The organism is Lactobacillus sp. MRS-253-APC-2B, assembly GCF_012843675.1.
GTDB lineage: Bacteria > Bacillota > Bacilli > Lactobacillales > Lactobacillaceae > Limosilactobacillus > Limosilactobacillus pulli.
Window position 1 is genome coordinate 31000 of sequence record NZ_JABAFO010000005.1, and the last position, 25704, is coordinate 56703.

The window sequence follows — 25704 nt, forward strand, 5'->3', positions numbered from 1 at the left end:
ACCCCCTAACCGCCCACGTAAATACCGCGAGCCTGCCGACCAAACATGATAAAAGGCCCAATGCCCATTTATCTGAGCGCCGGACCTTATCTAACAAATCAAAACTAGTGGCTTTCAACCTTGTAGCCAACGCCCCACACCGTTTCGATGACCTTTTCGCCACCGGTAGCGGCTTCGATTTTATCGCGCAAGTGGCTGACGTGAACCATGACCGTCTTAGCCGAAACCACGGACTCCTGCTGCCAAACTCGTTCAAAAATATCATCCGCACTGAAAACACGGTTAGGATGACTGGCCAGCAGGTACAAAATTCCAAATTCCAGCGCCGTCAGCTGAATCGTATCACCCTTGAGCGTCTTGACCTCGTGGGAATCCTTGTTAATCACCAACGGGCCAACGTTCAAGACATCCGGCTCATCGTTGGTCAGATCGCCTTTACTCCGCCGCAGCAAGGACTTGACACGGGCCATGACCTCCAGGGGATTGAAAGGCTTGGTGACATAATCATCGGCCCCCGTGATCAAGCCTTGAATCTTATCCATGTCCGTTGTCTTGGCCGAAACCACCAAAATTGGAATTGATGAATCCTTGCGCACCTGCTTGATAACTTCCATCCCGTCCATTTCTGGCATCATGATGTCTAGGATTACCAGGCTAATATCTGGGTTGGTGTTTAATTTGGTTAGGGCTTCTTTGCCGTTGTAGGCAGTGATTGGCTCATATCCTTCATTGCGGACATAGATTTCTAATAATTGAACGATGTCTTTATCGTCATCAACAATCAAAATTTTCATAAGCCGTACTCCTCATTTTTTCGTAATTTAGCTTCTTTTATTATAACGAGCCTAAAAGAAAAAAGCTCGCATCAGGCGCGGGCTTTAGAAATGTTTAAATTACAGTCGTTCCAGCGCGTGGTACTTCAATTAAAACTTGGGCAGGAATCCTACGATTTTAATCGGGAGGGAAAATGCCCCTTTATTAGTATCGTAAGGCGCCATTTTCTTTTGAGAGGTGGTCACTTTTAGTCGTCTTTGGTTGGCAATATAGCGCTCTACAACCTCCTTGCTCATGTTCCCCAGTGTCCCCATGTAATAGCTACGTGACCACAAATTTATCATATAAAGTTTTAGCCGTTCTTCGATCAACGCCATATTGTCTGGCAATCTGACTAAAGTTTGGTTTGATATCCTCCTTCACGAAGAATCGCATCCTTTCAAAAAGGTACTGTGCCCTGTCAAGTTTACACATTAAATAATAAAAATTAGTTGGCCTTGCCAAAACGGTATTCCGCTGCAGTAAGGTCATTTCTCTTCGCTGAGATAAATTTTTCAGTGAAATAGGTAATTCCTTCTCTAACTTGTCCTTCTAGTTCTAATAATGTTTGTGCTTTAGGCAGGTGTGCGATCCAAATAGCCTTAAAATCTGCCCACCAATGTTCTATTACGGCATTGTCAGCCGGTGTCCCTGGTGCTGAATAACTGTGTTGGGCATTATTAACTACTAAATATTGATTAAATGCTTTGGAAGTATACGCCGCACCTCGATCAGTATGAATTAACGGAGCTAATGCTCCTTCCTTCATCCGTGCTTGCTCGAACACTTGAACTACTCCTTCAGCGGTTTCTGTAGGTGTAATTAACCAGCTTACTGGATATTGACCATATAAATCTAATACTACATGTAGACGAACTTTATTAAGCCGGATTCCGTAATTTAGTTCCGTCGTATCCGTAACCCAAACTTGGTTAGCTGCGGTTTGGTCAAATTGTCGGTTAAGAATATTTTCAGCTTCATAAGTTTGCTGGGCTTGAATACGTTTATGGGTTGGCTGGCGATAGTCAGCTTTGATACTATGGTCTTTCATAATGCGAATGACTCGTTTCTTATTGACGGTATAAGGAATCTGATGACTTAACTTGATTAACCTAGTCATTTTGTCATAGCCAACGCTTTGCTTGTGTTCATTTTCTAACTGTTTAATCAATTGGAGAATCTCCGATTCTTCAATCTCATATTTAGTCGGTTCATGTTTCAGCCATTTGTAGTAAGCCTATCTAGTAATTCCAGCGACCTTGGTCAATTCACTAATAGAATAACCTTCATTGTTCATTTCTTGAATCGCTTGATATCGTCCGGTCGTTTCACCTCCCGATTGCGTATTTCGACTAATTTTTTTGCAAAAGCGATTTGCAGCTCCCGTTCACGGTCACGAACTTCTAGCTCACGAACTCGTTTCCTTAGTCTTTCTAGTTCATTAGTGGGCTCTTTTCCTTTATTACGCCCATGGTTATCTTTTAGTACTTCCCAGTCGCTATTTACTCGGTACTTCCGTACCCAAGAATAAACTCGTTGGTAACTAATATCATACTTCTCTGCAGCCGCTTTATAGTTATTGTTATGTTCAATTGCCCATCGGACAATCTGCCTCTTTTCATCAAAGGTTACTTTTCGTCCCATTTTTCTGACTCGCTTTCTCGTTGTCTGATTAACTCGGAGTTTGTCATTATTGTAACTGATAACCCATTGATGTAGTTGAGAAATATTTCTAATTTGATACTGCTGGAGAATTGCTTGATTAGTATACTTGCCAGAAAGATAAGCTTTTACAGCAGTTAACTTAGTCTCTAATGAGTACTTCTGATTATGCTTAGGTCTAATTAATCCTGCCAATCCAGCGAGTAGGAATTGCTTAATCCACTTACTCATGTTTGCTGGTCGGACACCATGGTAATCGGAGTACACCGTTAAACCATAATCCGATTTCTGATAATCATGAAGTAATTTAAGCTTTTCAATAGTTGAATAACTTACAATGCAAAACACCCCCTAGGATTCACACTTTTATTATTTAAAGTGTCAACCCTAAGGGGTATTGTACGGGTTGCGCCTAACCCTTTTCTTATTAAATTCAAAATGGTCATTAATTTTCCGGCACGTATGTATACGCTTTCTTCGATAACTAATAAGCAACCTTCTATACACGTCATCTCATGTATAGAAGGTTGTTTCCAATTATTAATGATTGTCTTGAATCTGGCTCATAAATTCCTGTAAAGCAGTTTGCCACGTTGGGATGGCAAATCCAGTAGCTTCCGCTTTTTTCAGGCTCATAATGGAATGACGTGGTCGATATGCCTTTTGCGGATATTCCTCAGAGGTGACTGGAGCAACCTCCACGTCTTTATCTTTCAAAATTTCACAGGCAAATTCATACCAAGAGCAACTATCTTCATTCGACAATTGATAAACGCCATATTCACAATGATGGTCAACCAGATACGTCATAAATTCTGCCAACGTCCGAGTCCAGGTAGGGCGGCCAACTTGATCATCAACTACTGTCAAGCGATCATGATCCTTAGCCAGGCGCAGCATTGTGTAGACAAAGTTCTTGCCATATTCGCCAAAGACCCATGAAGTCCGAATAATGTAATAATCAGTCATAGCAGCTTGAATAGCCTTTTCTCCAGCCAGCTTGGCTTTGCCGTACTCATTTTTGGGATTGGTTGGATCGTCAACCTCGTATTCACTGGTTTTGGTACCATCAAATACATAATCCGTGCTAAGGTAAACCAACTTAGCACCAACTTTAGCTGCTACTTCAGCCAGGTTGCGAGTGCCATCTTCATTTACTCGCCAATTAATCTTCTTGCCTTCATCTTCAGCCTTGTCGACTGCCGTATAGGCCGCACAATGGTAGATTACTGCTGGCTTAAGAGCCGTTACCTGTTCTTCAACTGCTTGACGGTCCGTAATGTCCATATCCTTGGCATCACGGGCATCATAAGCAATTCCGCGTTCATCCAGTAAATGGCGCAATTCAGTCCCCAGTTGACCATTTGCGCCAATAATTAAGATTTTTGACATAATAAATTCCTCATCACAATATTTATAATATATTCCAAAATTTACATCAGTGTTGGATTCGATTACTTTTTATACTACATATTGAAAATTTAAATTAATTCTCTATAATCCGTAGCAGATAATATACCACAAACTAAAACTACGGCAGTACATACAATGGTTGATTTAGTAATAATATGTACATCGTGAAAAAATAAGACTGTAAATATAACTGCCCAAGCAGCATATGTAACATCTAAAGCCATTGCCTTTGATGGTCCAATTTTAGAAATGGCCTTGTAGTAAAAAAGATACGAAATTGTTGCAAATAATCCAGCCAAAGCAATAACTAATACTACTTCTTCTGTTTTTGGATTAGTAAAAAGAGATATTACCAATGGCCAACCATTGATAATGGGAAGAATTATTCCTCCGTATACTATAGCAGAAGTTGTTTGCCGAATCTGAAGAGCATAAGCATCCTTAACATCATCATTTTTTAATGATTTCGCAAGAATAACAGCTTCAATTCCCCAACCAAAAGTACACATTATAACGCCAATCAATCCCAATGATAGGTTTCGAACATTTAGAGCTGATGAGTTGCCAAGACCATAAACTCCTAAAAGAGTAATAAAAAGAAACATCCATTGATACCATTGCATCTTTTCTTTCAAAAAGAAATATGCTAATACAGCACCGACTGCTGGGAAAATGGCACTTGCTACAGCTCCAATAGACGGTCCAAGATTATTTACAGTTAAAACATATCCTGTCATTCCAACTGGTCCACCAATAATTGCAGCCAAAATTACAAATTTTCCGCTTGGTGTTTTTAGTATTTTCTTTACTTCTCCTTCATTGCCATGTAATGAATTATATAAAGTTGCCCAAATTGCCGAGAACCCATCATGAATAAACGTACTTACAAATGGTGCCAATGTGATTGCTTCTTGGGTACTTATAAAAGGCGTCATTTTTAATGCAATACCTAGTATTAGAGTTTCCAAAGCCCATGTAATTCCTGCAATAATTCCTGAAGTCATAATCTTCACCTCAAAAAATTAAAACAATCATTACTCATATTCTGAAACTTTCATTTCATAATGATTATCTTCTTTGGTTAATTCTAAATATGTATCAATTTCTTTTAAATCTGTTTCCTTAATTTTAATTCCACACAGGTTATAGTCTTTGGGATGTAAAAACATCGCAATGTCGTCCCAATAAACATCAGTTATCTTATTTTGAATAAACTCCTCTATTAATTGAGTTCTAAGCCTCAAAGCATCATTTTTTGTCCAATAAGAAATAGAATACAATCGCCAACCAGCAAATCCACCATTTCTTTTACAGCTTATTACTTGATTATCATTGTCTAAGGTTAATAACCATTCATCTGTTTTCTTAGTATAACTACATAAGTATCCTGATTGACGGAAACTTCTTTGTAAAATTTCTTGATTCTCAATAATTTGATCTCCATCAAGAATTATCAAGTCATCATTTAAAACATCTCTAGCAACATAAAGAGATGATATATTATTTGCCGTATCATAATAAGGATTTTCAATTAATGTAATATTGGAATATTTTTCTTTTAAAAAAAGAAATTTTTCTTTAAGGTAACCAACAACTATGTATATTTCAGTAATTCCGTTAACTTCTAATCCAGTAATTACTGACTCAATCATTCTTACTCCATTAACTTTAATAAGTGGTTTCGGTGTAGTTAATGTTAAAGGTTGTAAACGACTTCCGAAACCCGCTGCCATAATAATAGCTTTTTTTACTTTATGCATTTTTCTTCTCCAAAACATCTAATACAAGTTTACTATATTCTTTAGCATATCTATACTGCATAAAAGAGTATTCACCAAAATCTACCCCTAAAGTATTTTTATACTCACACCAATTGCTCCATAAAAGTCCACAAATTGCAACATATGCATATATCTTTAGGCGTGTGTCATCAGGACAATTACCTTTATAGTAGGTATCAATCAAATTATCTAATTGATCACGTTCATACATTGAATAGATAGCAAACATAGCAATATCAACATCAGGATCTTGCATTGCAGCATATTCCCAATCAATAAGTACAATATCACCATCTTTCTTTAATAAGAAATTATCAGCATTAGCATCTATATGGCAGAGCACAAATTGCTTATCTAAACTTTCAATATACTCTTTTAATTTCAGAATTCTGGCTTTGATTAGTAGGTAATCACGATAATTAGACGTTCCTTTCCTCAAGCCTTCGTAGAAATTAATTTTTTCAAACAAGTCAAAAGTAAAGTTAACTTTTAAACCTAAATGATGAAATTTGCGTAAATAATCCATGCACTTAGTCAAATCTTCTTGGCTATCACTGTTACAGGTTCTTGCACCTTCAATAAATTCACTAAGCTTATAACCGTTATCTGCATTAATATATAAGACTTTTTCACCAATATTATGTTGAGACAAAAGATGGTAAACTTTGGATTCTTTTTTTCTACTGATCAGTTCACCGGTTCCTTCACCTGGAATTCGCATAATATAGCGTTTATTTTGACAAGTAAATTTAAAAGAACGATTAGTCATTCCTTTTTTTAAGAGTTTAATCTGACCAATCTCTTTATTATCTACACATAAAACAGATGAAATAAGTTTTATGATTTGGTTATCTAATTGATTAGAATTTTCATCCAATTCACGTAATTCTTCATATGTATTGATTTCAGTTATTAAATTAGGAGAAACCACCAATCCATTAACAATATATCCTTCACTGTTTTCAAGAATCATTTCCCAATACTCATCATTGTTTTTGGGGTGTCCGACATAGTTTCTGAGCCTAGTTGTTAAAACATTCCCATCTTGTTCATTTAGATAGGCAATCCCTATCATTCTGTTTCCAAGATTTCCCTTCTTGACTTTCTTTAATTGAAGCTTTTTATTTAAAGTTATATTTGTGTTATAAACTTTTTCCTTGCTAACCATATACCAAGATTCAAGTTCATATTTACTAAAGGGATTAAGTTTAGCGTATATATCGCAAGGAATAACATATGTATTTGAAAGCCCACTATTTCTACAAGCCAATGAGAGCGAATAGAGATTATTCATATCAGAATAATGATTGTTAACAATCATTTTCACCCCATATTTGTCAATAAGATATTCGTATCTCTCCTTCATAAAGCCAACTACAATTGTTATATCTTTTATTCCTACTTCATGAAGTTGGTTAATTAACCTCTCAATTAAAAACTCTCCTTTAACTTCAATCAGTCCCTTAGGAAATTCTACATTCAAAGGTACCATGCGCATTCCATAACCGGCAGCCAGAATTATAGCTCGTTTTGGTTTTTGAAAAAGTGCTTTCTCAAAATTTAAGGTAAGATCTTTTTTTAAATACCCAATTTTTTCCAGAATACTTAAACTTTTATTTACTGTTCCTAATGAAAAAGACGTAGCTTGAGCTAACTTTCGCTGGGTCATCTTTCCATTATTATTGTTTGCTAAACATCGAAGGATCAAATTTTCTCTTGCGTTCATTTTATCAACCTTTACTGATTTTATGAACATATAATAGACCCTTCATAATTATTTGTAAAGTATAAGCACACCCTAGTAACACATATTTTAACAACCAAACTGACCTTCTATACTTAAGCAATCTCAAATTGTACATTTTCGTGCATTTTTTGTATACTCACTTAAAAAAATAGAGGTGACGTTATGTCTATAATTCCCTTAAGAGTGACACTTGAAATAATAAAAGTGTTATTCCTTAAAGGTTTTTTTATTTCAAGTTATTCGACAATGAATAGACTAGAGTTGCTTTATGGCTATCAAAAGACAGAATCCGGCCTCAAAGTATATGCCAATATGCATCATGTTAATCATGAATGCGATGACAATATGGATTCGACAGTTTCTCTTGCATGGTTTGGCGAGAGTTCGCCATCGTTCATTCAATCATCGCTATTCACTAAATACCAAGATTGAAACCGTCAAAGAGTATCAAGCCGGTTTCCCAGGTGAAAAAATCATTGAAAAGTATGATATTCGTAGCCTCTCTCAACTAAAACAGTGGTCGGTCCAGTACAATAATGATGAACTAAAGACTAAGTCAAGAAAGCGAGTCAGAAAAATGGGTCGAAAAGTTAGTTTTGAAGAGAAATGCAAAATCGTACAGTGGGTCTTGGATCATGACAATGACTACCAAGAAGCAACAATTCAGTTTAATGTAAGCTATCAGCGTGTCTACTCATAGGTTCGCAAATACCATGAGGCAGCTGACAGTTGGGAAGCCTTGAAAGATAATCGCGGGCATCGCAAGCCTCAAAAAACTTTAGAAGAGATGACTGAAAAAGAGCGACTTGAAGCTGAAATTAAAAGACTAAAGAAAATCAATCGAGAAATGGAGCTTGAGATCGCATTTGTAAAAAAATTAGTCGAAATACGCAATCGGGGGTGAAGCGACCGGACGATATCAAGCGGTTCAAGAATTAATCAACGAAACCGCAAGTCCCGTTAGCGAACTGACTAAAATTGCCAAGGTTTCACGCAAATCATACTATCAGTGGCTCAAAAGACAGCCAACACAAAGAGAAATTGAGAACCAGGCAATTTTGGAAGCAATCTATCAGATTGAAAAACGTCATCAGAACTGTGCTGGTTATAAAAAAGTAACCGCGATTTTGAACAATGAGAACGGGAAAAATCAAGAAATTCCAGAATACACCTTTTCGTTTGACTTTCGTATCAATATTAAGCGTGTGCGCCGAATCATGCGGAAGCACAGCATTAAAGCCGATGTCCGTCAGAAAAAGCGCAACCGCAAGCAGGAACAACAACAGTATCAAGAGGATAACTTATTGGAACGGAAATTTATTCAGGTAGCGCCGAATCTGGTTTGGGTGTCCGATACGACAGAACTAACCTATGGTCGCAACAACAAGGTTCGCTTATACGTAGTTTTGGACTTGTATGATCGTTATGCGCTCAGTTATCATATTTCGCCAACTGAGACAGCAGAAACCGCAATGGAAGTCTTTAAACGTGCCGCCAAGCAGGCTGGGACGTTCGCACCAATGATTCATACCGATCGTGGCGCTGCCTATGCTTCAAAAGACTTTAACAACTACTTAACCAGAATAGTAGGCACAGTCTCTCTGCGCCCGGCACTCCCGCAGATAACGCAGTGATTGAGCACTATTGGGGCGATTTTAAGTACATCTGGATGGCGCATCATTCACATCCGCAAACTTTGGTAGAACTGGAAGCTCTGGTTAAGCAAGGTGTCGAATACTTCAACACAGTCGAGATTTCCAGTACACGAAACAACCTCACCGCGGAGGACTTCCGCAATGAGGCCGTATAGACTAATTTTTTATTTTTTTAAGTGTTACCTTGACAGGTTACAGTACCCCTCACCAACACGATTTGACAAAGACCATTTAATTATCCAATGGCTTTATATGAGCCATTAGCATAGAAATAGTAATCTTTTCCGTTATTGTCTTTATAAACACCGTTTGCAGCCATTTCCCCACTATAGTCAAAGTAGTACCATTGACCATTAATGAGACACCACTTATTGCTTGCAATTACTCCATTTGACTGAGCATAGTACCATTCGCCTTGATGCTTAACCCATTTGCTTCTTAAATAAAGCCCATTTTGATCAAAATAGTATCTATTGCCATTTGAATCGGTTTCAAATCTTGCTGCAGCCATTTCCCCACCATAGTCAAAGTAGTACCATTGGCCACCGATGAGACACCATTTATTACTTGCAATCACTCCATTCGACTGAGCGTAGTACCAATTACCTTGATACTTAACCCATTTATTTCTTAGATATTTTCCATTTTGATCAAAATAGTATCTATTGCCATTTAAATCAGTTTCAAATCTTGCTGCAGCCATTTCTCCATAATAGTTAAAATAATACCATTGGCCACCGATGAAACTCCACTTGTTGCTTGCAATTACTCCATTTGACTGAGCATAGTACCACACGTCTTGATGCTTAACCCATTTGCTTCTTAGATAATGCCCATTTTGATCAAAATAGTATCTATTGCTATTCGAATCCGTTTCGAATCCTGCAACAGCCATTTCTCCATAATAGTTAAAATAATACCATTGCCCGTTTATACTGCACCATTCATTCTGCGCTAAGTTTCCATTCATCTTGGCATAGTACCATTCGTTATTTTTATGTATCCAAGAACTTCGTACATAACTACCATTGTTAAGAAAATGTTGTTCTCCATCAGAATCGATATAGAGAGAATAATGATTATTTGCATTTGAAGCAGACAATGTAGTAAACGACACATCTTCATTACTAATGTTGCCTCGACCAGAGTCCATTTTATTTTGAGTATTATTATTTTCCAAATTGTTAACTGATGCCTTTTCATCATTTTCAAGATTTTGTTTTGAATCAGAATTCATATCATCTTGACTATCTTTATTCTCTGAACTACTACGATTCAAATTGCCAACTGAATTTTTATCATCACTATTTGCCACGACAATGCTATTTGAATTACTTTTATTCGTATCTGATAATGTATCACTTTCACCAACATTTGGATTAGAAGTTAATGTATTATCGGCATAAGCTTCCACTTGCATTCCGAAGAAAAGCAATATAATACTACTTAAAACAAGAAAATATTTTTTCATTATTCAATCACTCCCCTATGAACTATATCTTCCTTAATAGACAATAACTTCAGATATTTCCCATATACTACGTTTTTAAAAGTTTGACAGCTTTCATTATAATTTATATCGCACCTTATACTAAGTAAAGATACGAATGTAAACTTTTACCTATGCCAAAGATGATTAATCAACTGCAGTGTTGCTTATTTCTATAGGGTACTAATACATCGTTATACAAGAAAAAAACACAATATGTTCTCATAGTTTTGCTATTTGCAAGAATACTTTTTACTTCACTAAAATAATACCTATTTTTTATAAGCATTATAATTATGATGACCAACTCTATCTTTTTCCTGAGGTAAAAGCATATAGTCTCCATATACATGTCTTAAAACAGCATCATAATTCTTAGGCACTCTAAAATTATAGTTTTCAAATGGTACAATTATATAATTATCAAACCATTTTCTTTCAAAAATATCCTTTATCCCCCCTGAAAGCCACACGATACAGCCAACATATTTACTGTAGTCATACTGTTTTTTTCGTGTTAGGCTCTCAAGTTTATCTTGAATTTTGTCTTTTCCAATAAGTTTTGAAAAAATAAAAAAAGGATACTTTATAATTTTTCTTATTGGTTTAGTTGTAGTACCTAAAGTAAAATACTTACGAGTAGCTTGATAACAAATTGAGGACAATCGATCGCCCTTTAGTCCATATTTCAATGCCTCCTTTTTATTATTTCCTAAACCGTCAAAAGGATATATATCTATAAATACACCTAATCCGTACGATGCTTCATTCTGTGAATATGTAACATACCTATTATCACTAATCCTCGTAATCATATAAGGATAATCTTTATTTGTATCATGATTAAACACTTCTAAGTTTGGATATTTGTTTATATTTTCATACAAATATTCCAATAAAGCATCATAGTCTGGCCTTGGCATCATTATATCTGTATCATCATCCCAAGGAATGTACCCTTTATGTCTAATAGCACCTATTAAAGTACCATACATTAGATAGTATCGTAGGCCCTTCATTTCACATATATCTGCAATAGTATGTAATAATTCTAAAGAGATCTTTTGTGTTTCTTTAACATTCAATTCTTCCATTGCTTTATCTTATTTCCTTTACTTTAATAATCAGTAGTCGACTTTTTTCAAAAAAATTTATTAACCAACTTTTTACCTGTATTTACAATCATATGCCTCAAATTACTATCAATAATCATTTGAATGAATAATATAGACATTGCAATTAAAAATACCAATATATCATCTTTAAAAATAAACAAAGTTAGATACGTTATGAAAAACAAAATATGTAATAATACAAATTTTATTACATTTAAGGAAATCTTCCCCATTTTCTTTATTTCCCTAAATCTTAAAAAAGATACTACAAAAAAAGATAATGCATTAGCAAGAGCTGCACCATTGGAACCAAGCAATTTAATTAAAATAATTGTTAATATGACATTAATAATTGCACCAATAATTGTCGTAACTAATATAGATACAGTCCTTTTACTTGCTGTATAAATAGTTCCCAAAAATGATGCGATACTAGTATATATAACCGCTAGAACAAGCAATGGTGTGAGTTTCCACCCGACAAAGTAACTAGAACTCAAAATTATTTTATATAAGGGTTTAATAATGGATAATATTCCAATCCCTGCAAAAAATAATATACTTATATACGATTCAAAAACTGTACTGATAAATTTTTTTCCATCTTTTTTTTCATATTCTTCAACAACTGACATTTGCCATGATTGAAAAAAAACTGTGTTAACTGTAGTTATAATACCTGGAACTTTTCCAGCCATTGCGTATATACCATTAGCACCAGATCCCAACATCCCTAAAATAAAGACTCTATCGGAAGCTGAATTAAGCCACCAAGCTAAATTATTAGGCGTTAATGGTATTCCGTATCTCATCATTTCTTTAAGTTTGTTTTTACTAAATAAACTCACCTTAAAAAATTTTATTATATCTATACTATACGTAATGAACAAAATAGCCGCTACCTGACCTAAAATTAGCGACAACATATACCCCGTCATACCAAGTTTTACAAAAATTAGCAGTATAACATTGCATATCCCCATAACAAAAGTATTTATAATACCAGCAATGGCAAACGATCGAACTTCGCCTATTGCTCTTGAAAAGTTTGAAATCAATGAAAAAAGTAATGAAACTATCATGTAAATAGTAGTGTACATGATAGGATAGCCTTTGATAAAAAAAGATAATATAAAGCCTATAAGGAAAAATAAACAACTAGATATAATCGACATAATCAACCCAGTGCTGAAAATTTCACTTTTATTTTCATTTTTATCTAGTGCAAATCTAAAGACAGAATCATATATTTCTAAACACGCAATGGGAAGTATTAACGATGTCAAGGTTGTTAACATATCTACCTTACCAAAATCATTAGTACTTAGCGTATAGGAATACACAGGCACCATAACAAATGACATTATTTTACTGCCAAAATTTCCTATAGCAAAAATAAGGGAATTCCCCATTAACTTCCTATATTTTTTTTCCATTCATTGCTCCTAATCATTCAAAATCAAATTTTTTTGGATAAATTATTCTCCTAATAATAATTTATCCAAATACATAAAATGCTTTTCAGAATTTTTTACCTGCTTTTCTACGTTAACAACATATTTATTAACTCTATTTCTATCAATTTCTTCTATTGTAAGCCTAGCAAAATCATTAATTTTAACCTTTAACCCTTCAAAATTAATATCTTTTAACAAATTATCAGTCTTATTACTATAGCTAATGGGTAAGCAAGGAACACCATATACTAGAGACATAACGATAGAATGAAACCTTGCTCCTATTAAATAATCAGCATTCTTTATATAAGTTAAAATCTCAGCAATGTTCCCATCATAATTAATAATTTTTATTTTTGATTTACTATTTTTAGCTATTTTTTCTGCAATGTTTAAATCACCTTCGTTTTCACATAGTGACATTAAAATAACTTCTAAATCTTTAGAATTATAATATTTTATTACTTCTAAATTTTTAGCTATATATTCATCCATGTTTTGGGTCTTTTCAATAACTTGCAAAATAACATAACCTTTTTTCGGTTCTTCAATTCCTTCAACATCTAGTTTTTTAATGCCAAATAAAATATCTGGAGCATAGTGGACATTATTTAGCTCACAAAAAAGGTTGTAAGATTCGTGATCTCTAAAAGAGATATAATCATATTTTTTAAATTCTTTTTTAAAAAAATCATAAAAGAAATCATCTTGATAAGGGCCAAAATTTGCACCTAAAATTAAATTTCTTTTATCAGGAACAAATAAATTTTTTTTCATGGTAAGATACTTTTTTATATGTTTATGATCAGGCTCAATAAATATTGATCCGCCAATTGTTACAATATAGTTAACTTTTCTTACCATCTGCTTATATAGAAAATCTCCATTATTCAATAATTTATCATCTAATTTAATTAGAATTCTTTGAAAAATACTTATTGAATGAATTTTGATATTCTGATTATTTTTAAAAGCTTTTAATTTGTTTATCTGACCTGCTATTATAAAATTTACATTGCGATACCTCTGAGCTAATAAACAGACAAAAGCATCATCGCCAAAATTTTTAGCAGCATAAAAATTCACAAAAACTTTTTTTGTCATGGTAATCCTCTACTATACTCGATATATCAACTATACTTTTAAAAACTTCACTAAAATTATGCATTTTTATTAATAATTAATAAAAGTATATGGTACTGTCATATCTATTCCAAGGAAGGCATAATGATACCACCAATAAAATGACATATAAATAATAAGCATAAGTAACAAACTATATTTATACCTTATTTTTTTAAATGCTTGCGCATAAGCCAGTATTTGAAACATTGAGAAATATAATGCTATTCTTCCTCCATATTGATTAGCTGATAGCACTGTAGATTCTGTATAAAACTGACTTGCTAAAATGGCACAAATAATCATAAGTATATAAAATTTATAATTATCTATATATTGCTTATATACTCTCCAGTTTATTATTAATACAAGCAATCCAGGTAAATAATACAAAATTTGATTAGGTAAGAAAGAAGCCTTACTCATATAATTAGCATATTGACCTAGGCCTATAAATTTAAGCAGGTAAGTTAAATATTGTGAGCTAAATACAACTAATGTACCAATTACACTAAAAATTATTAATCTATAACTACTTCCTTCTAATTTTAAATTTCTTAGCCTTTTTTTAGAGTATAAAAATTCATATAATCCTACCACTATAAATAGGATAACTGCTGATTTATGAAAAAAGAACGCTAATACTGTTAAAAATAAGAATTTAATTTTGTCATTATTAAACCAATAAAATACCGCAACCAAACCTACAGATACAGCCATTGATTGACGTATCATATTTAAAGATGCATTGAAAAACATTAACTCAAATGTCAACATTCCAATCCATACAGAAGCTTTTTTCAATCTTCTCAATACGAAATAAATTGGATATATAATAAATAATTCAACAACAAGCTGAGTCATTACAATGCTATGAAATACTTTAGTAACGATCCAAATAAGAAGTGTATATCCAAATTCAAATTGGGATATCTCCATAAGACGATACCCATTGGGAGGCATCCAAGAAGCATGCCAGTATTCCACAAAGTTATTAGCATACATCGCTGCATCTATTGATGGACGTAAATAGACACTTACATCTGTACCAACGCTAATTCCTCTAAAGCCTGCTACCATACATAGCAATAAAATCCCTAATGCATCAACTATCCATCGATTTTTTTCTTTAAAAAAATCTCCACATTTAAATAATATGGTAGATACTATAAAAGCAATTAAATATACATACATAATTCAAACCTTATTTATAATAAACGTTTAGTTTTTAAATACATAATACGTATGTGACCTATAGTATCTAGAATTCTCCAATCTTCATTATCGAGAATCTTTAATCTAATTTTTGTTTTAAGATCACTAAACTTATACACACTTTTTTTGTTTTTTATATTATCGATACTATTTTCGATTAACTTTTTATTTTCTTTTGTAAACAACCCAAAAATTCTAACCTCCGCAACAGTATTAAATAACTGCTTAATGAATCTTTCAGTTGCCTTAAGTTGTACTTTTTCTCCTTCTCCATCCTTAAAAATTTTGTTAATTAATTTAAACATTTCATTATATATACATTGATTATTCTTAATAATGATTTCCGGATTTTTCTTTAATCTATTATCTGATGTATTACTATCAATATAGTAAATATATGTAACTTTTGGAATGTAATAGATTCTAGGCAAACATTCAAGGATATTCATTAAAAATAATAAATCTTCACCTAAAACCATATATGTTTTAAATTCTATTCTATTTTCTTTTAAAAATTTATTCTTGATAAATTTACAACATGGGCCATTAACTTTACCATCTTGCGTGAGTCTCCAAACTATTTGCTCTACTTGTAATTTCCCTTTTACATTTGGTAAAACTGACCATACTTCTTTATTATTCCTATCCACAAATTCTAGATCTGTCATTATAAGATCAAAATTTTGGTCAAAAGGTATCCCCCTAAACGTATTAGCCGTAATCACATCATCAGAGTCAACAAAACAAATATAATCTCCATCAGCCTTTGCTATACCATAATTTCTAGCACTGCTAACCCCACCATTTTTCTTTTTATACAATTTAAAATTATTGTGATATTTTACATATTCAGAACACCAAGAAGTATATTTCTCTTCTGACCCATCATCAATTATTAAACATTCTATTTCTAAATTAGCTATACTTTTGTTTTGAGCCACACGAATCGAATCAAAACATCTCTGTAGTTTGCTAATCTCAGTATTAAATACTGGAACTATTACATTTACTTTCATAAAAAACCTTTAGTTAGATTCAAAACCATTATATTTTAGAGAAACTATACTATATATAAGAAATTTATGAATTCATAAGTTTCTTATAATAGGTATTGTCTATTTTACTTTTATTATTATCAAACTTATACGTCAACTTATGTATAGACGTTTGGCTTAATATACCCTTCCAAATATCTGGATCATATTCATCAAAAAGTCTAAGTAACAACATATGTGGTGTTGCATTATCTGAAGGAATTACTGCTTTCCACTCATCTGGACAAGCTTCTATAGTCAATTGAAAAAAATCATGAAGCAAGAAGTAATCTACTAAATCAGTATTTTCTTCCCAATATTTGTAAAGCAAGTCTCTTACCAAAATCAATATTTTATTATTTGAAAATGATGAAATAAACCAACTTGATATTACAGTTGAATGTCCATCTTTCCCTGGTTTTAGACACTGATACAAAAATAGCTTAGACTTCAAAATATAGTCGGGTACCTCATCACTATAATAGACAGTTGCATCTGTCCAAATACCACCATAATTTATAAGTAATTCTAATCTTATTAAGTCAGATAAATGAGTTTTGGTTATTAAACCATTATCGATTTTTTCCTGAATATAATCAGGAAATTTAATAAATGATTTATAATTTTTTTCTGTAATTAATACTACTTCTTTTTTTCCTTTATACGCCCTTTTCGCAGATTCATAGCACTTTTTAACTATTGGAGGTGCGCTCTCAATTCCTTGATACCAACAAAACCATACTTTATTACCCATCTCTTCTTTTTTCTTTTTGAAATTAGAAATTTCATATTCTAAAAAATGGCCATATTTTTTCTTAAGATTTTGTTGAGTTTTTAATTCCGTAGAAAGTCGTAAAATTTCTAAAGCCGTCCTACTTTTTCCTAATAAAAAAAATTCACATATCGCAGTAAATAAAGCACCATTTCTCCAATATTGCTTTATTAAATGAACTCCACCTTGCTTTTTAAAAGTTTCACTTAATTTCATAATTTCTGTTTCCTAAAAATGCTTGATTATATTCTTCAGTAATCAATTGCCAACTATAGGCATCTTTAATTCGTTGCTTAGCCTTGTTACCGAAACATTCAATCTGTTCAGGTGTCATTTGCTGAGTCTTATTCAATAACTCACTTAATGATCCTGAATCCTTAGTCCAATATAATGCTGCATCTTGGGCGACTTCGCGGTTAAAGCCGACGTCATACAATAAATTCAGCTTTGTACTGCCAAGAGCTTCTAACAAGGACGGATTGGTACCGCCAACTGAATGTCCATGTAAGTAGCCAAATGCATTTTCTCGAATATATTTCAGCAATTCACCATCATAAACCGTACCGACAAACTTGATTCGTGCATCTTGATCAAAATGAGTCTCTGCCTTAAGGTCATCATAGAATTGGTTATGTTCAACATTGGTAATCAATACTAAATCCTTGTCAACCTTACTCTTCATAAACTCTTTGATCATGGTTGCGTAATTGTTTTCGGGTACAAAACGACCAACTACTAAGAAATAGTTGTTTTCTTGAACATTATGTTGCTGATACCAAGCTCGCACTTTAGCATCATCTGTTTTTAAGCTGGTTGCCGTTACATCAGCTCCATAAGCGATAAACGTAGTCTTGGGATGATATTTGGCATAGGTAGTCTGGATATATTTTTCAATATTAACTGAGTCACAAATTAGCAGATCAGCATGCTTAACCATTCCAGCCTCGGAAACTTTCCAGTATTTCCGTACTGGCTTAGACCATTTAGCCCGCATCCATTCATGACCATCAGGATTAACAAAAACTTGTCCCCCAAGCTGATGCAGCTGCTTAACGTATTTATTTACAAACGGCCCAATTCGACAAGCCAAGACATAAACAATTGGATGCTTGATTTGTTGAAGTTTGATTTGTCGGATACATTCTTTAAATGCGGCAATATCATAGTAAATTGCTTGAGCTGATTTAAGCTTTTCCGAAACGTCAACCTTAAAACAATCGGCATTGTAATAGATAAAATGATGATCATCAATCGTCTTGGCGTTTGGCAGCTTGGTTTCGTCCATTGCTCCTTGGCCATTATATTTGCAGGCAATGTGATACTTAATCTGCTTATTGTTACGATCAGTTTCAATCAGCTTTTTTAAAAAGGTCTCATATCCGCCATAGTTACCAATTCCTTTGGCACCAATAATAAATACGTCTTGCATCCTTCGTTATCCATTCCCTTTTTCATATTAAAAATTTCTCCTACCCCAGTAACGAGACCTTCATAAGAGAAATTCAATTCATCTATGTGTTATCTGTTTTTATTGACCATTCTTAGCGTACTTGGCTTCCACGGCGGCTTTTTCCGCTTCCCACCAATCATGGTGTTCGGTATACCACTTGATCGTATCCTTCAAGCCTTCACGGAAGTCCGTGTACTTAGGCTCCCATCCCAGCTCGGTCCGCAGCTTAGTAGCGTCAATCGCATAGCGCAAGTCATGGCCAGGACGGTCCTTAACGTGATCATAGGCGTCTTTAGGCTGACCCATCAGTTCCAGAATCAATTCCAGGACCTCTTTATTGTTCTTTTCGCCATTGGCACCAATCAAGTAAGTCTCGCCAATCTTGCCCTTGGTCAAAATCGTCCAAACCGCTCGTGAATGATCATTGGTATGAATCCAGTCACGCACGTTCTTTCCTGAGCCGTAAAGCTTTGGCCGAATACCACTCAAGATATTGGTAATCTGGCGCGGAATGAACTTTTCAATGTGTTGGTAAGGACCATAGTTATTCGAACAGTTGGAAATCGTCGCCTTCAGTCCAAATGAACGAACCCATGCCCGTACCAGCAAGTCAGAGCTGGCCTTGGAGGATGAGTAGGGGCTGGATGGACGATATGGTGAATCTGGCGTGAATTTTTCACCCGGACCTTCACCGTGACCAGGCAAGTCTTCCCGCAATGGCAGATCACCATAGACCTCATCAGTCGAAACATGGTGGAAACGGACATCATACTTGTGGCAAGCTTGAATCAGCGTGTAAGTGCCGACAATATTGGTTTGAATAAATGGATCGGGATTCTGCAGTGAATTGTCATTATGACTTTCGGCCGCGTAGTGAACCACGGCATCAGCCTTTGAAACCAATTGATCAACCAGTTCTTTGTCACAGATGTCTCCGACTACCAGTTCCACCCGATCGGTTGGCAGTCCCGCCAGATTGGCCTTATTGCCAGCATAAGTCAGTTTGTCCAATACCGTAATGTGTTCTACTTCCGGATGGTTATTGACGACGTAGTGAACGAAGTTGGAACCAATAAAGCCGCAGCCACCCGTTACGATAATATTCTTAAATTCCGTCATACTTGTGTCTCCTAGATTTCACCGTAGACAAACGGATTGTCCTTTTCGAATTCCGTCAGGGTTGGCTGCTTGGCATCTTTTTCGGAAGTAATCGCCTTGTCAAATTCAATTGGCCAGTCAATGTTGAGTTCAGGCGTCTTAAACGAGATCCCGCCATCAGCTTCAGCATCATAGTAGTTGTCGCATTTGTAGACAAAGTTGACATTGTCAGTCAGCGTCAGAAAGCCATGAGCAAAACCGCGTGGTACCAACAGCTGACGATGGTTGCTGGCGGAAAGAATGTAGCCTTCCCACTGCTTGTACGTTGGTGAACCCTTCCGCAGATCAACAATGACATCCAAAACCGCGCCGGTAACCACGCGAATCAGTTTCGTTTGCGCGGCCTGACCACGCTGGAAATGCAAGCCGCGCAACACACCGGCTTGGGTGGACAACGACTGGTTGTCCTGGACAAAGTCAAAATCAATACCAGCAGCTTTAAAGTCACGATCAGAGTAGGTTTCCTCAAAGAAGCCACGATGATCGCCAAAGACAGCCGGTGTGATAATCTTAACGTCTTGTAGTTTTGTCGTTTGAACGTTTAATTTACCCATAGTCTATTTCTCCTCTGCCAAACGCAATAAGTACTGACCATAGTCGTTTTTCTTTAATGGCTGTGCCAGTCGAATCAGTTGTTCTTTATTAATGTATCCCATCCGGTAGGCAATTTCTTCAATTGCCGCAACCTTCAGATTTTGCCGTTTCTCAATCGTGGCGATAAAATTGGCTGCTTCCAGCATTGAGTCGTGCGTGCCAGTATCAAGCCAAGCATAGCCGCGACCCATCAACTGCACGTCCAGCTGGTCACGTTTTAAGTACTCTTTATTGACATCAGTGATTTCTAATTCTCCTCGTGCCGATGGTTGAATATGCTTAGCAATCTCAACGACATCATTATCATAGAAGTAAAGCCCAGTCACTGCATAATTGCTCTTAGGCTGTTTTGGTTTTTCTTCCAATGAGAGGGCATGCATATTTTCATCAAACTCAACGACGCCAAAACGTTTGGGGTCATTGACATGGTAGCCAAACACCGTTGCCCCACTCTCTTTTCGCGCGGCATTTTGAACCAGCTTGGAAAGTCCCGAGCCATAGTAGATGTTGTCGCCTAAAACCAATGCAACTGAATCATTGCCAATAAAATCTTCACCTAAAATAAATGCTTCGGCCAAGCCATTTGGATGTTCCTGTATTTGATAGGAAAAGCTCATTCCAATTTCTGAACCGTCCCCCAACAATTCTTCAAACAACGGCAAATATTCTGGCGTTGAAATTACCAAAACCTCACGAATCCCTGCCAACATCAAAGTTGACAATGGATAATAAATCATCGGCTTATCATAAACCGGAATCAATTGCTTAGAAATACCACGGGTAATTGGGTAGAGCCGTGTGCCGCTACCCCCGGCTAAAATAATACCTTTCATTATCTATGTATTCTCCTAACTCCTAATATGCACTATTAGGAAAGATCATAATTTTAACCGTCATAAAGATAATCCAGCCGTCATACCAAAAACTGGCTTTATTTATGTATTCAATATCTAAACTGACCATTTCATCAAAACTGGCCTTATTGCGAACCGTTGCCTGCCAAAGTCCCGTACAACCCGGCGTAACCAACAATCGCTGCTTATCATAATCAGTATATTCAGCGACCTCGCTTGGTAGCGGTGGTCGTGGCCCAACCAGACTCATATCCCCCACGAGGACGTTAACCAATTGTGGCAGTTCGTCTAAGCTGTATTTACGGATCCATTTGCCGGTTTTAGTAACCCGAGGATCTTCCTTCATCTTAAACATCGCACCTTCAACCTCATTCTGGTCGAGCAGCTGTTGTTTAATCTGATCGGCATTCTGTACCATTGACCGAAATTTGTACATCTTAAATGGCTTTTCGTTTTTGCCAAGCCGAGTCTGTGAATAAAATACTGGACCACCATCTTCAAGCTTGATCCGCAATGCAATCACTAAAAACAATGGCGAAAGTAGCACTAAGGCAAGCAAGCTGGCAATCAAATCAAAGCCGCGTTTACAGACTCGATAAAACAGCCGCTTTTTTACGCGCTGTTGATTGACATATGCTTTAGTTTTTGTTGCCATCATTACACGATTCCTCCTCCCTTAATCATCCTCTTTAGTCGAAAAGAGGGGCGAGGTTACCCCCCCCCCGCCTAATTTTCTTAACTAAAAGAACCAAAAACGTTTCTTTTTAGGCAGCGGCTGCCAATCTAAATTAACCTGATCCCCATTAATAATGTCGCGCGCGTTTTGTTCATATGTATCGGCCAGCTCAGCACCAAATTCGCCACGCAGTTTCTGCAACGCTTCGCTGAGCTCATATTCGCGATGACTCAAGGCATGCGCGTCGGAGGCAAAGATGGCTCCCTGCCCGGCCTTGATCATACTGGTCGTCACCTTTTCAATCTTTTTGCCGAACCGGCCCAGATAGCTGCTGGACGTCAATTGGGTCAGACATCCCTGTTCCAAAAACGGCTGCAGTCTTTCCGGATGTTCCAGCAGCTCGGCATTCCGTTCGGGGTGGACGATAATCGGCACGATACCTTGCTGCCGCAGCTTAAAAACCATTTCCTTCGCGTACTGCGGCACTTCTTGGCTGGGAAACTCCAGCAGCATGTAGCGCCCGCCTTCATCCGCGAACAAAATATCGTCTTTACGCAAGGCTTCCAATAGCTCGCCATTAATCCGAACTTCTTGACCCGGAAAAACCGTTAATGGAATATCCTTTTCCTTCAAGGCTTGTTGAAAATCTGCCGTCAGCTGCAGTACATCGGCTTTATGATTGAGATAGTGCCCATTCATATGATGCGGCGTCAATAATGCATGCGTTACGCCATCATTAACCGCGTCTTGAGCCAGTTTTAAAGAAGTCGCGAGGTCCGGTGAACCATCATCCACGCCTGGCAACAAGTGACAATGTAGATCGACTAAAACCATCCTGATTCACCCTTCCTGCTTTTAATACGACTAGTTTTCCGATTCCTTTTCATAGCCATAGCCATAACCGTAGCCATAGCCATAACCGTAGCCGGCGTCATCTTCTGGTACGACGTCATTCATAACGTAGCCTAATAGATGCGCTTGACTCATCTTCAATAACTCAACGGCCCGCCGCACACCGGCTTTTTGCGTGACACCTTGGCGAACGACTAGAACCACGCCGTCCACGCTGCCCGCGATCGTTTGCGTATCGGTAACTTCCAGCATTGGCGGCACGTCTAATACGACCAGGTCGTATTGGGCCTGCACGGCTTCCAAAAGCACCTTCATCCGTTGTGAGCTCAACAGTTCGGCTGGATTTGGCGGTACCGCCCCGCTTGGCAGCAGGTCTAGTCCTTCAATGCCGCTTTCCTGAATCACAGCGTTCAAGTTGACTTCTGCCTGATCACTGCTCAAGACCGTTGACAATCCTTCTTGACCGGTTAGATCAAAAGTCGAGTACAGCGTTGGGCGGCGCATGTCGGCGTCAATCAGCAGTACGCTCTTGCCTTCTTGTGCCCAGACAATCGCCAGGTTGGCCGCGACGGTACTTTTCCCTTCACTGATGTTAGCGGAGGTAAAAGCAATCGTCTTTAAGCTGCGGTCCACGGCCATGAAGTGAATGTTGGTTCGCACGGTCCGAAACTGTTCCGCGGCCACGCTCTTAGGCTTAGCCACCGTGATCAGCTTAGCGCCGTTTTTCATCGTACTATTGTCAACTCGCGACTTGCGTTTGAATATCCCCATCATAACCCTCCTTTAGACTCGACGCGTCTGCGTGTTTTGTGAACGCCGCTTGATTGAGAAACCGTCATCCAAGTTGATGTGCGTGATCGTTCCCAAATTCGTCAAGCCCAATTCATCAACCATAAAGTCGTTGTCTCGAACACTGGTATCCATCAGATCCCGCATCAAGACGATCATAAAGCTGAGCAGGAGGCCCAAAACAGCCCCCGCCAGCGTAAACAGCTTAACGTTAGGCGATGATGGCTTATTTGGCGTTGTGGCCCGTGCGACGATCGTGACATTGTTGACGTTCATGATCTTCTTGATTCTGTTTTTAAAGACCTGCGCAATCGTATTGGCGGCCGCTGCCGACTTCTTAGGATTATCGGTTTCCACGCTGACGGAGAATACCTGTGAGTTGGTCTGCGTCTTGATCGTGATTGCGTCTGACAGCTGGCTGGTCGTCATACTGTAGCCTTGACCAGTGTGTTCCACCTTCGCTGGTTTGGCCGCGCTAACCAGCCGCTTGGTCCCATCGGCCAGCGTCTTGTACTTAGCTGGCTGGGCCTTGCGAATGACCTTAACTGGGTTGGCCAGTTCTTTTTTGGTTTCTTTCAAGATCACTGGGCTGGTAATGATGTCCTTATAGGTGTTGATCATTTGAACGTCGGCCTGCTGGTTGGCATAGGCTTGACCATTGGCATCATTATCGTGTTTTTGATTAACCAATAATTGCGTAGTCGCCGTGTACTTCGGCGTCATAATAAATTTTGAAACGATAAAGCCGGCCAAAGCCAAAACAATCGTACAGGTAATCAAAAACTTCAGATGTTTACGGCACAGATTGAACAGGCGTCGCAAATCGATCGTATTGTTGCTGCTGTTTTCCACTTTTTTCCTCCTTTAATCAGTCACGCTGACGTGTTTAAGCTGCAGGGCATCGCGAATCTCATCCGACACGCGCTGCATTTCGCTGGTTGGCACGATTTCAAACGACTCGCCGCCTTCACTGTCGCCATGGCCCTGCGCGTGGTCAGAAACCACTTTGCCATTGGCCTTGCGATACTTCATGGCTAACGTTGCCATGTCGCTGAACGTCAGATTAGTCTTGGACTGATCAGCAATTGAATTTAAGAATTTTTGGTTGAGCACTGACTTATATGAGGCAGCTTCCTTCACTAAAGCCGTGATGACCAGGCGCTGGCGTTCTTGGCGGCCATAGTCGCCTTGCGGATCATCATAGCGCATCCGACTGAAGGCCAGGGCTTTGGCACCATTCATGTGGTACGTCTGGCCCTTTTTAAAGCTGTAGCCTTCATAGTCAAACGTCAATGGCGAAGTCACGCTGACGCCGCCAACTTGATTGATGGCTTTTTCCATGCCGCCCATATTGACCATTACATAGTAGTCAATTGGCACGTTAAAGTATTTTTGAACAGTATTGATGGTTTCTTTAACCCCACCATATGTATAGGCCGCGTTGATCTTAGCCGGTGAATATTCCGCGTAGCCAGGCAGATTAACCTTCATATCCCGTGGCAGGCTGACAATCGTAGTCGTCTTTTTTTGCGGATTGAGCGTCATCATCATGATCGTATCCGTTCGCCCTTTATAGTCGCGGCCCAATGCTCCCGTATCGGTACCCAAGAGCAGGATATTGATCGGCTTGCCCTGTTTGAGGACCTTGTCAGCATTTCGGTACGTCTTGGCGCCTGATTCGCTATACATATTATCTGTAGCAACGTGGACGTTTCGCCAGGCAACCCCCGCGAAAATCAAAGCGAGAATCACCAAAAGTCCAATAAATGACCACAAAATCTTCAAACCTAATCGTTTCCGACGATGGTGATGATGATGGTGGTGATGGTGGTGCGAATGGTGCACTGGTTGATTTTGATTCGATTCTTCATTCATATTTACATAGTCCCATTTTTAAAAAAATTTTTACATCTACATACCTTAAAATTATCTATGCTCAGCCCCCAAAAATCAAGGCGCCAACCCCCTTATATACTGCTATATCAGGGATTAACGCCTTATTTATTAAACTTTTCATTTATTGTTTTATATGCACAGATGCATTACATTACCGCTC

At 37.2% G+C, this 25704-nt stretch carries 24 protein-coding genes and 3 pseudogenes; 3 read left to right on the forward strand and 24 right to left on the reverse strand.

Annotation, left to right across the window (positions count from 1 at the left end):
* Positions 1–104: 104 nt before the first annotated feature.
* The 8 genes and pseudogenes from HF864_RS03900 to HF864_RS03935 form a co-directional block, all read right to left on the reverse strand.
* Positions 105–794 (reverse strand): response regulator transcription factor, encoded by a 690-nt coding sequence (locus HF864_RS03900; protein WP_006499325.1) that lies wholly within the window; start codon positions 792–794, stop codon positions 105–107.
* Positions 795–923: 129 nt separating this feature from the next.
* Positions 924–1112, reverse strand: a pseudogene (locus HF864_RS09455) (transposase); the annotation flags it as partial.
* A 149-nt stretch (positions 1113–1261) separates the two neighbouring features.
* Positions 1262–2110: pseudogene (locus tag HF864_RS03910) on the reverse strand (IS3 family transposase).
* Positions 2107–2706 carry a helix-turn-helix domain-containing protein gene (locus tag HF864_RS03915; RefSeq protein WP_169461787.1) on the reverse strand — a complete coding sequence of 200 codons (600 nt, stop codon included), beginning with the start codon at positions 2704–2706 and terminating at the stop codon, positions 2107–2109. Before HF864_RS03915 ends, HF864_RS03910 begins: the two are co-directional and overlap by 4 nt.
* 309 nt (positions 2707–3015) lie before the next feature.
* Positions 3016–3867 (reverse strand): dTDP-4-dehydrorhamnose reductase, encoded by an 852-nt coding sequence (rfbD, locus tag HF864_RS03920; RefSeq protein ID WP_169461788.1) that lies wholly within the window; start codon positions 3865–3867, stop codon positions 3016–3018.
* Positions 3868–3956: 89 nt separating this feature from the next.
* Entirely contained in the window at positions 3957–4892 is a 936-nt protein-coding gene (locus HF864_RS03925) for a DMT family transporter (RefSeq protein ID WP_169461789.1), read from the reverse strand.
* A gap of 30 nt (positions 4893–4922) precedes the next feature.
* Entirely contained in the window at positions 4923–5648 is a 726-nt protein-coding gene (locus HF864_RS03930; protein WP_169461790.1) for a phosphocholine cytidylyltransferase family protein, read from the reverse strand.
* On the reverse strand, positions 5641–7395 hold the full coding sequence (locus HF864_RS03935) for a phosphotransferase (RefSeq protein WP_169461791.1): 1755 nt from the start codon (positions 7393–7395) through the stop codon (positions 5641–5643). Before HF864_RS03935 ends, HF864_RS03930 begins: the two co-directional genes overlap by 8 nt.
* A gap of 358 nt (positions 7396–7753) precedes the next feature.
* Between HF864_RS03935 and HF864_RS09460 the strand changes: the two genes are divergently transcribed.
* The 3 genes and pseudogenes from HF864_RS09460 to HF864_RS03945 all read left to right on the forward strand — a co-directional run bounded on the left by HF864_RS09460 (position 7754) and on the right by HF864_RS03945 (position 9226).
* The gene (locus HF864_RS09460; RefSeq protein ID WP_240936871.1) at positions 7754–8116 is read left to right on the forward strand and encodes a hypothetical protein; all 363 of its coding nucleotides are present in this window, start codon (positions 7754–7756) and stop codon (positions 8114–8116) included.
* Between the two features lie 39 nt (positions 8117–8155).
* Positions 8156–8320: a hypothetical protein gene (locus HF864_RS09465; RefSeq protein WP_240936872.1), complete on the forward strand. Its 165-nt coding sequence runs from the start codon at positions 8156–8158 to the stop codon at positions 8318–8320.
* 34 nt (positions 8321–8354) lie between these two features.
* Positions 8355–9226, forward strand: a pseudogene (locus HF864_RS03945) (IS3 family transposase).
* Between the two features lie 80 nt (positions 9227–9306).
* On the opposite strand, the gene HF864_RS03950 reads toward HF864_RS03945, so the two are convergent.
* From HF864_RS03950 to HF864_RS04025, 16 genes are all read right to left on the reverse strand, one after another.
* On the reverse strand, positions 9307–10542 hold the full coding sequence (locus HF864_RS03950; RefSeq protein WP_169461792.1) for an N-acetylmuramoyl-L-alanine amidase family protein: 1236 nt from the start codon (positions 10540–10542) through the stop codon (positions 9307–9309).
* Positions 10543–10832: 290 nt separating this feature from the next.
* Entirely contained in the window at positions 10833–11654 is an 822-nt protein-coding gene (locus HF864_RS03955; RefSeq protein WP_169461793.1) for a LicD family protein, read from the reverse strand.
* 47 nt (positions 11655–11701) lie between these two features.
* Positions 11702–13111: an oligosaccharide flippase family protein gene (locus tag HF864_RS03960; protein ID WP_169461794.1), complete on the reverse strand. Its 1410-nt coding sequence runs from the start codon at positions 13109–13111 to the stop codon at positions 11702–11704.
* Positions 13112–13153: 42 nt separating this feature from the next.
* Positions 13154–14236: a polysaccharide pyruvyl transferase family protein gene (locus HF864_RS03965; RefSeq protein WP_169461795.1), complete on the reverse strand. Its 1083-nt coding sequence runs from the start codon at positions 14234–14236 to the stop codon at positions 13154–13156.
* Positions 14237–14305: 69 nt separating this feature from the next.
* Positions 14306–15448 (reverse strand): EpsG family protein, encoded by a 1143-nt coding sequence (locus HF864_RS03970; RefSeq protein WP_169461796.1) that lies wholly within the window; start codon positions 15446–15448, stop codon positions 14306–14308.
* A 14-nt stretch (positions 15449–15462) separates the two neighbouring features.
* Positions 15463–16485, reverse strand: coding sequence for a glycosyltransferase (locus tag HF864_RS03975; RefSeq protein ID WP_169461797.1), 1023 nt, complete (start codon positions 16483–16485; stop codon positions 15463–15465).
* 64 nt (positions 16486–16549) lie between these two features.
* On the reverse strand, positions 16550–17491 hold the full coding sequence (locus tag HF864_RS03980; RefSeq protein ID WP_169461798.1) for a capsular polysaccharide synthesis protein: 942 nt from the start codon (positions 17489–17491) through the stop codon (positions 16550–16552).
* Positions 17478–18704 (reverse strand): DUF1972 domain-containing protein, encoded by a 1227-nt coding sequence (locus tag HF864_RS03985; protein ID WP_169461799.1) that lies wholly within the window; start codon positions 18702–18704, stop codon positions 17478–17480. The genes HF864_RS03980 and HF864_RS03985 overlap by 14 nt, the downstream gene beginning before the upstream one ends.
* 99 nt (positions 18705–18803) lie before the next feature.
* A complete protein-coding gene (gene rfbB / locus HF864_RS03990) occupies positions 18804–19844 on the reverse strand; it encodes a dTDP-glucose 4,6-dehydratase (RefSeq protein ID WP_169461800.1) in 1041 nt (346 codons plus the stop codon).
* Between the two features lie 11 nt (positions 19845–19855).
* The gene (gene rfbC, locus HF864_RS03995) at positions 19856–20437 is read right to left on the reverse strand and encodes a dTDP-4-dehydrorhamnose 3,5-epimerase (protein ID WP_006499898.1); all 582 of its coding nucleotides are present in this window, start codon (positions 20435–20437) and stop codon (positions 19856–19858) included.
* Between the two features lie 3 nt (positions 20438–20440).
* Positions 20441–21310 (reverse strand): glucose-1-phosphate thymidylyltransferase RfbA, encoded by an 870-nt coding sequence (gene rfbA / locus HF864_RS04000; protein ID WP_169461801.1) that lies wholly within the window; start codon positions 21308–21310, stop codon positions 20441–20443.
* A 22-nt stretch (positions 21311–21332) separates the two neighbouring features.
* The gene (locus tag HF864_RS04005) at positions 21333–21989 is read right to left on the reverse strand and encodes a sugar transferase (RefSeq protein WP_240936873.1); all 657 of its coding nucleotides are present in this window, start codon (positions 21987–21989) and stop codon (positions 21333–21335) included.
* 81 nt (positions 21990–22070) lie between these two features.
* The gene (locus HF864_RS04010) at positions 22071–22841 is read right to left on the reverse strand and encodes a CpsB/CapC family capsule biosynthesis tyrosine phosphatase (RefSeq protein WP_169461802.1); all 771 of its coding nucleotides are present in this window, start codon (positions 22839–22841) and stop codon (positions 22071–22073) included.
* A 30-nt stretch (positions 22842–22871) separates the two neighbouring features.
* The gene (locus HF864_RS04015; RefSeq protein ID WP_169461803.1) at positions 22872–23630 is read right to left on the reverse strand and encodes a CpsD/CapB family tyrosine-protein kinase; all 759 of its coding nucleotides are present in this window, start codon (positions 23628–23630) and stop codon (positions 22872–22874) included.
* Between the two features lie 12 nt (positions 23631–23642).
* Positions 23643–24500, reverse strand: coding sequence for a Wzz/FepE/Etk N-terminal domain-containing protein (locus tag HF864_RS04020; protein WP_169461804.1), 858 nt, complete (start codon positions 24498–24500; stop codon positions 23643–23645).
* A 12-nt stretch (positions 24501–24512) separates the two neighbouring features.
* Positions 24513–25523, reverse strand: coding sequence for an LCP family protein (locus tag HF864_RS04025; RefSeq protein ID WP_169461805.1), 1011 nt, complete (start codon positions 25521–25523; stop codon positions 24513–24515).
* Positions 25524–25704 lie beyond the last annotated feature (181 nt).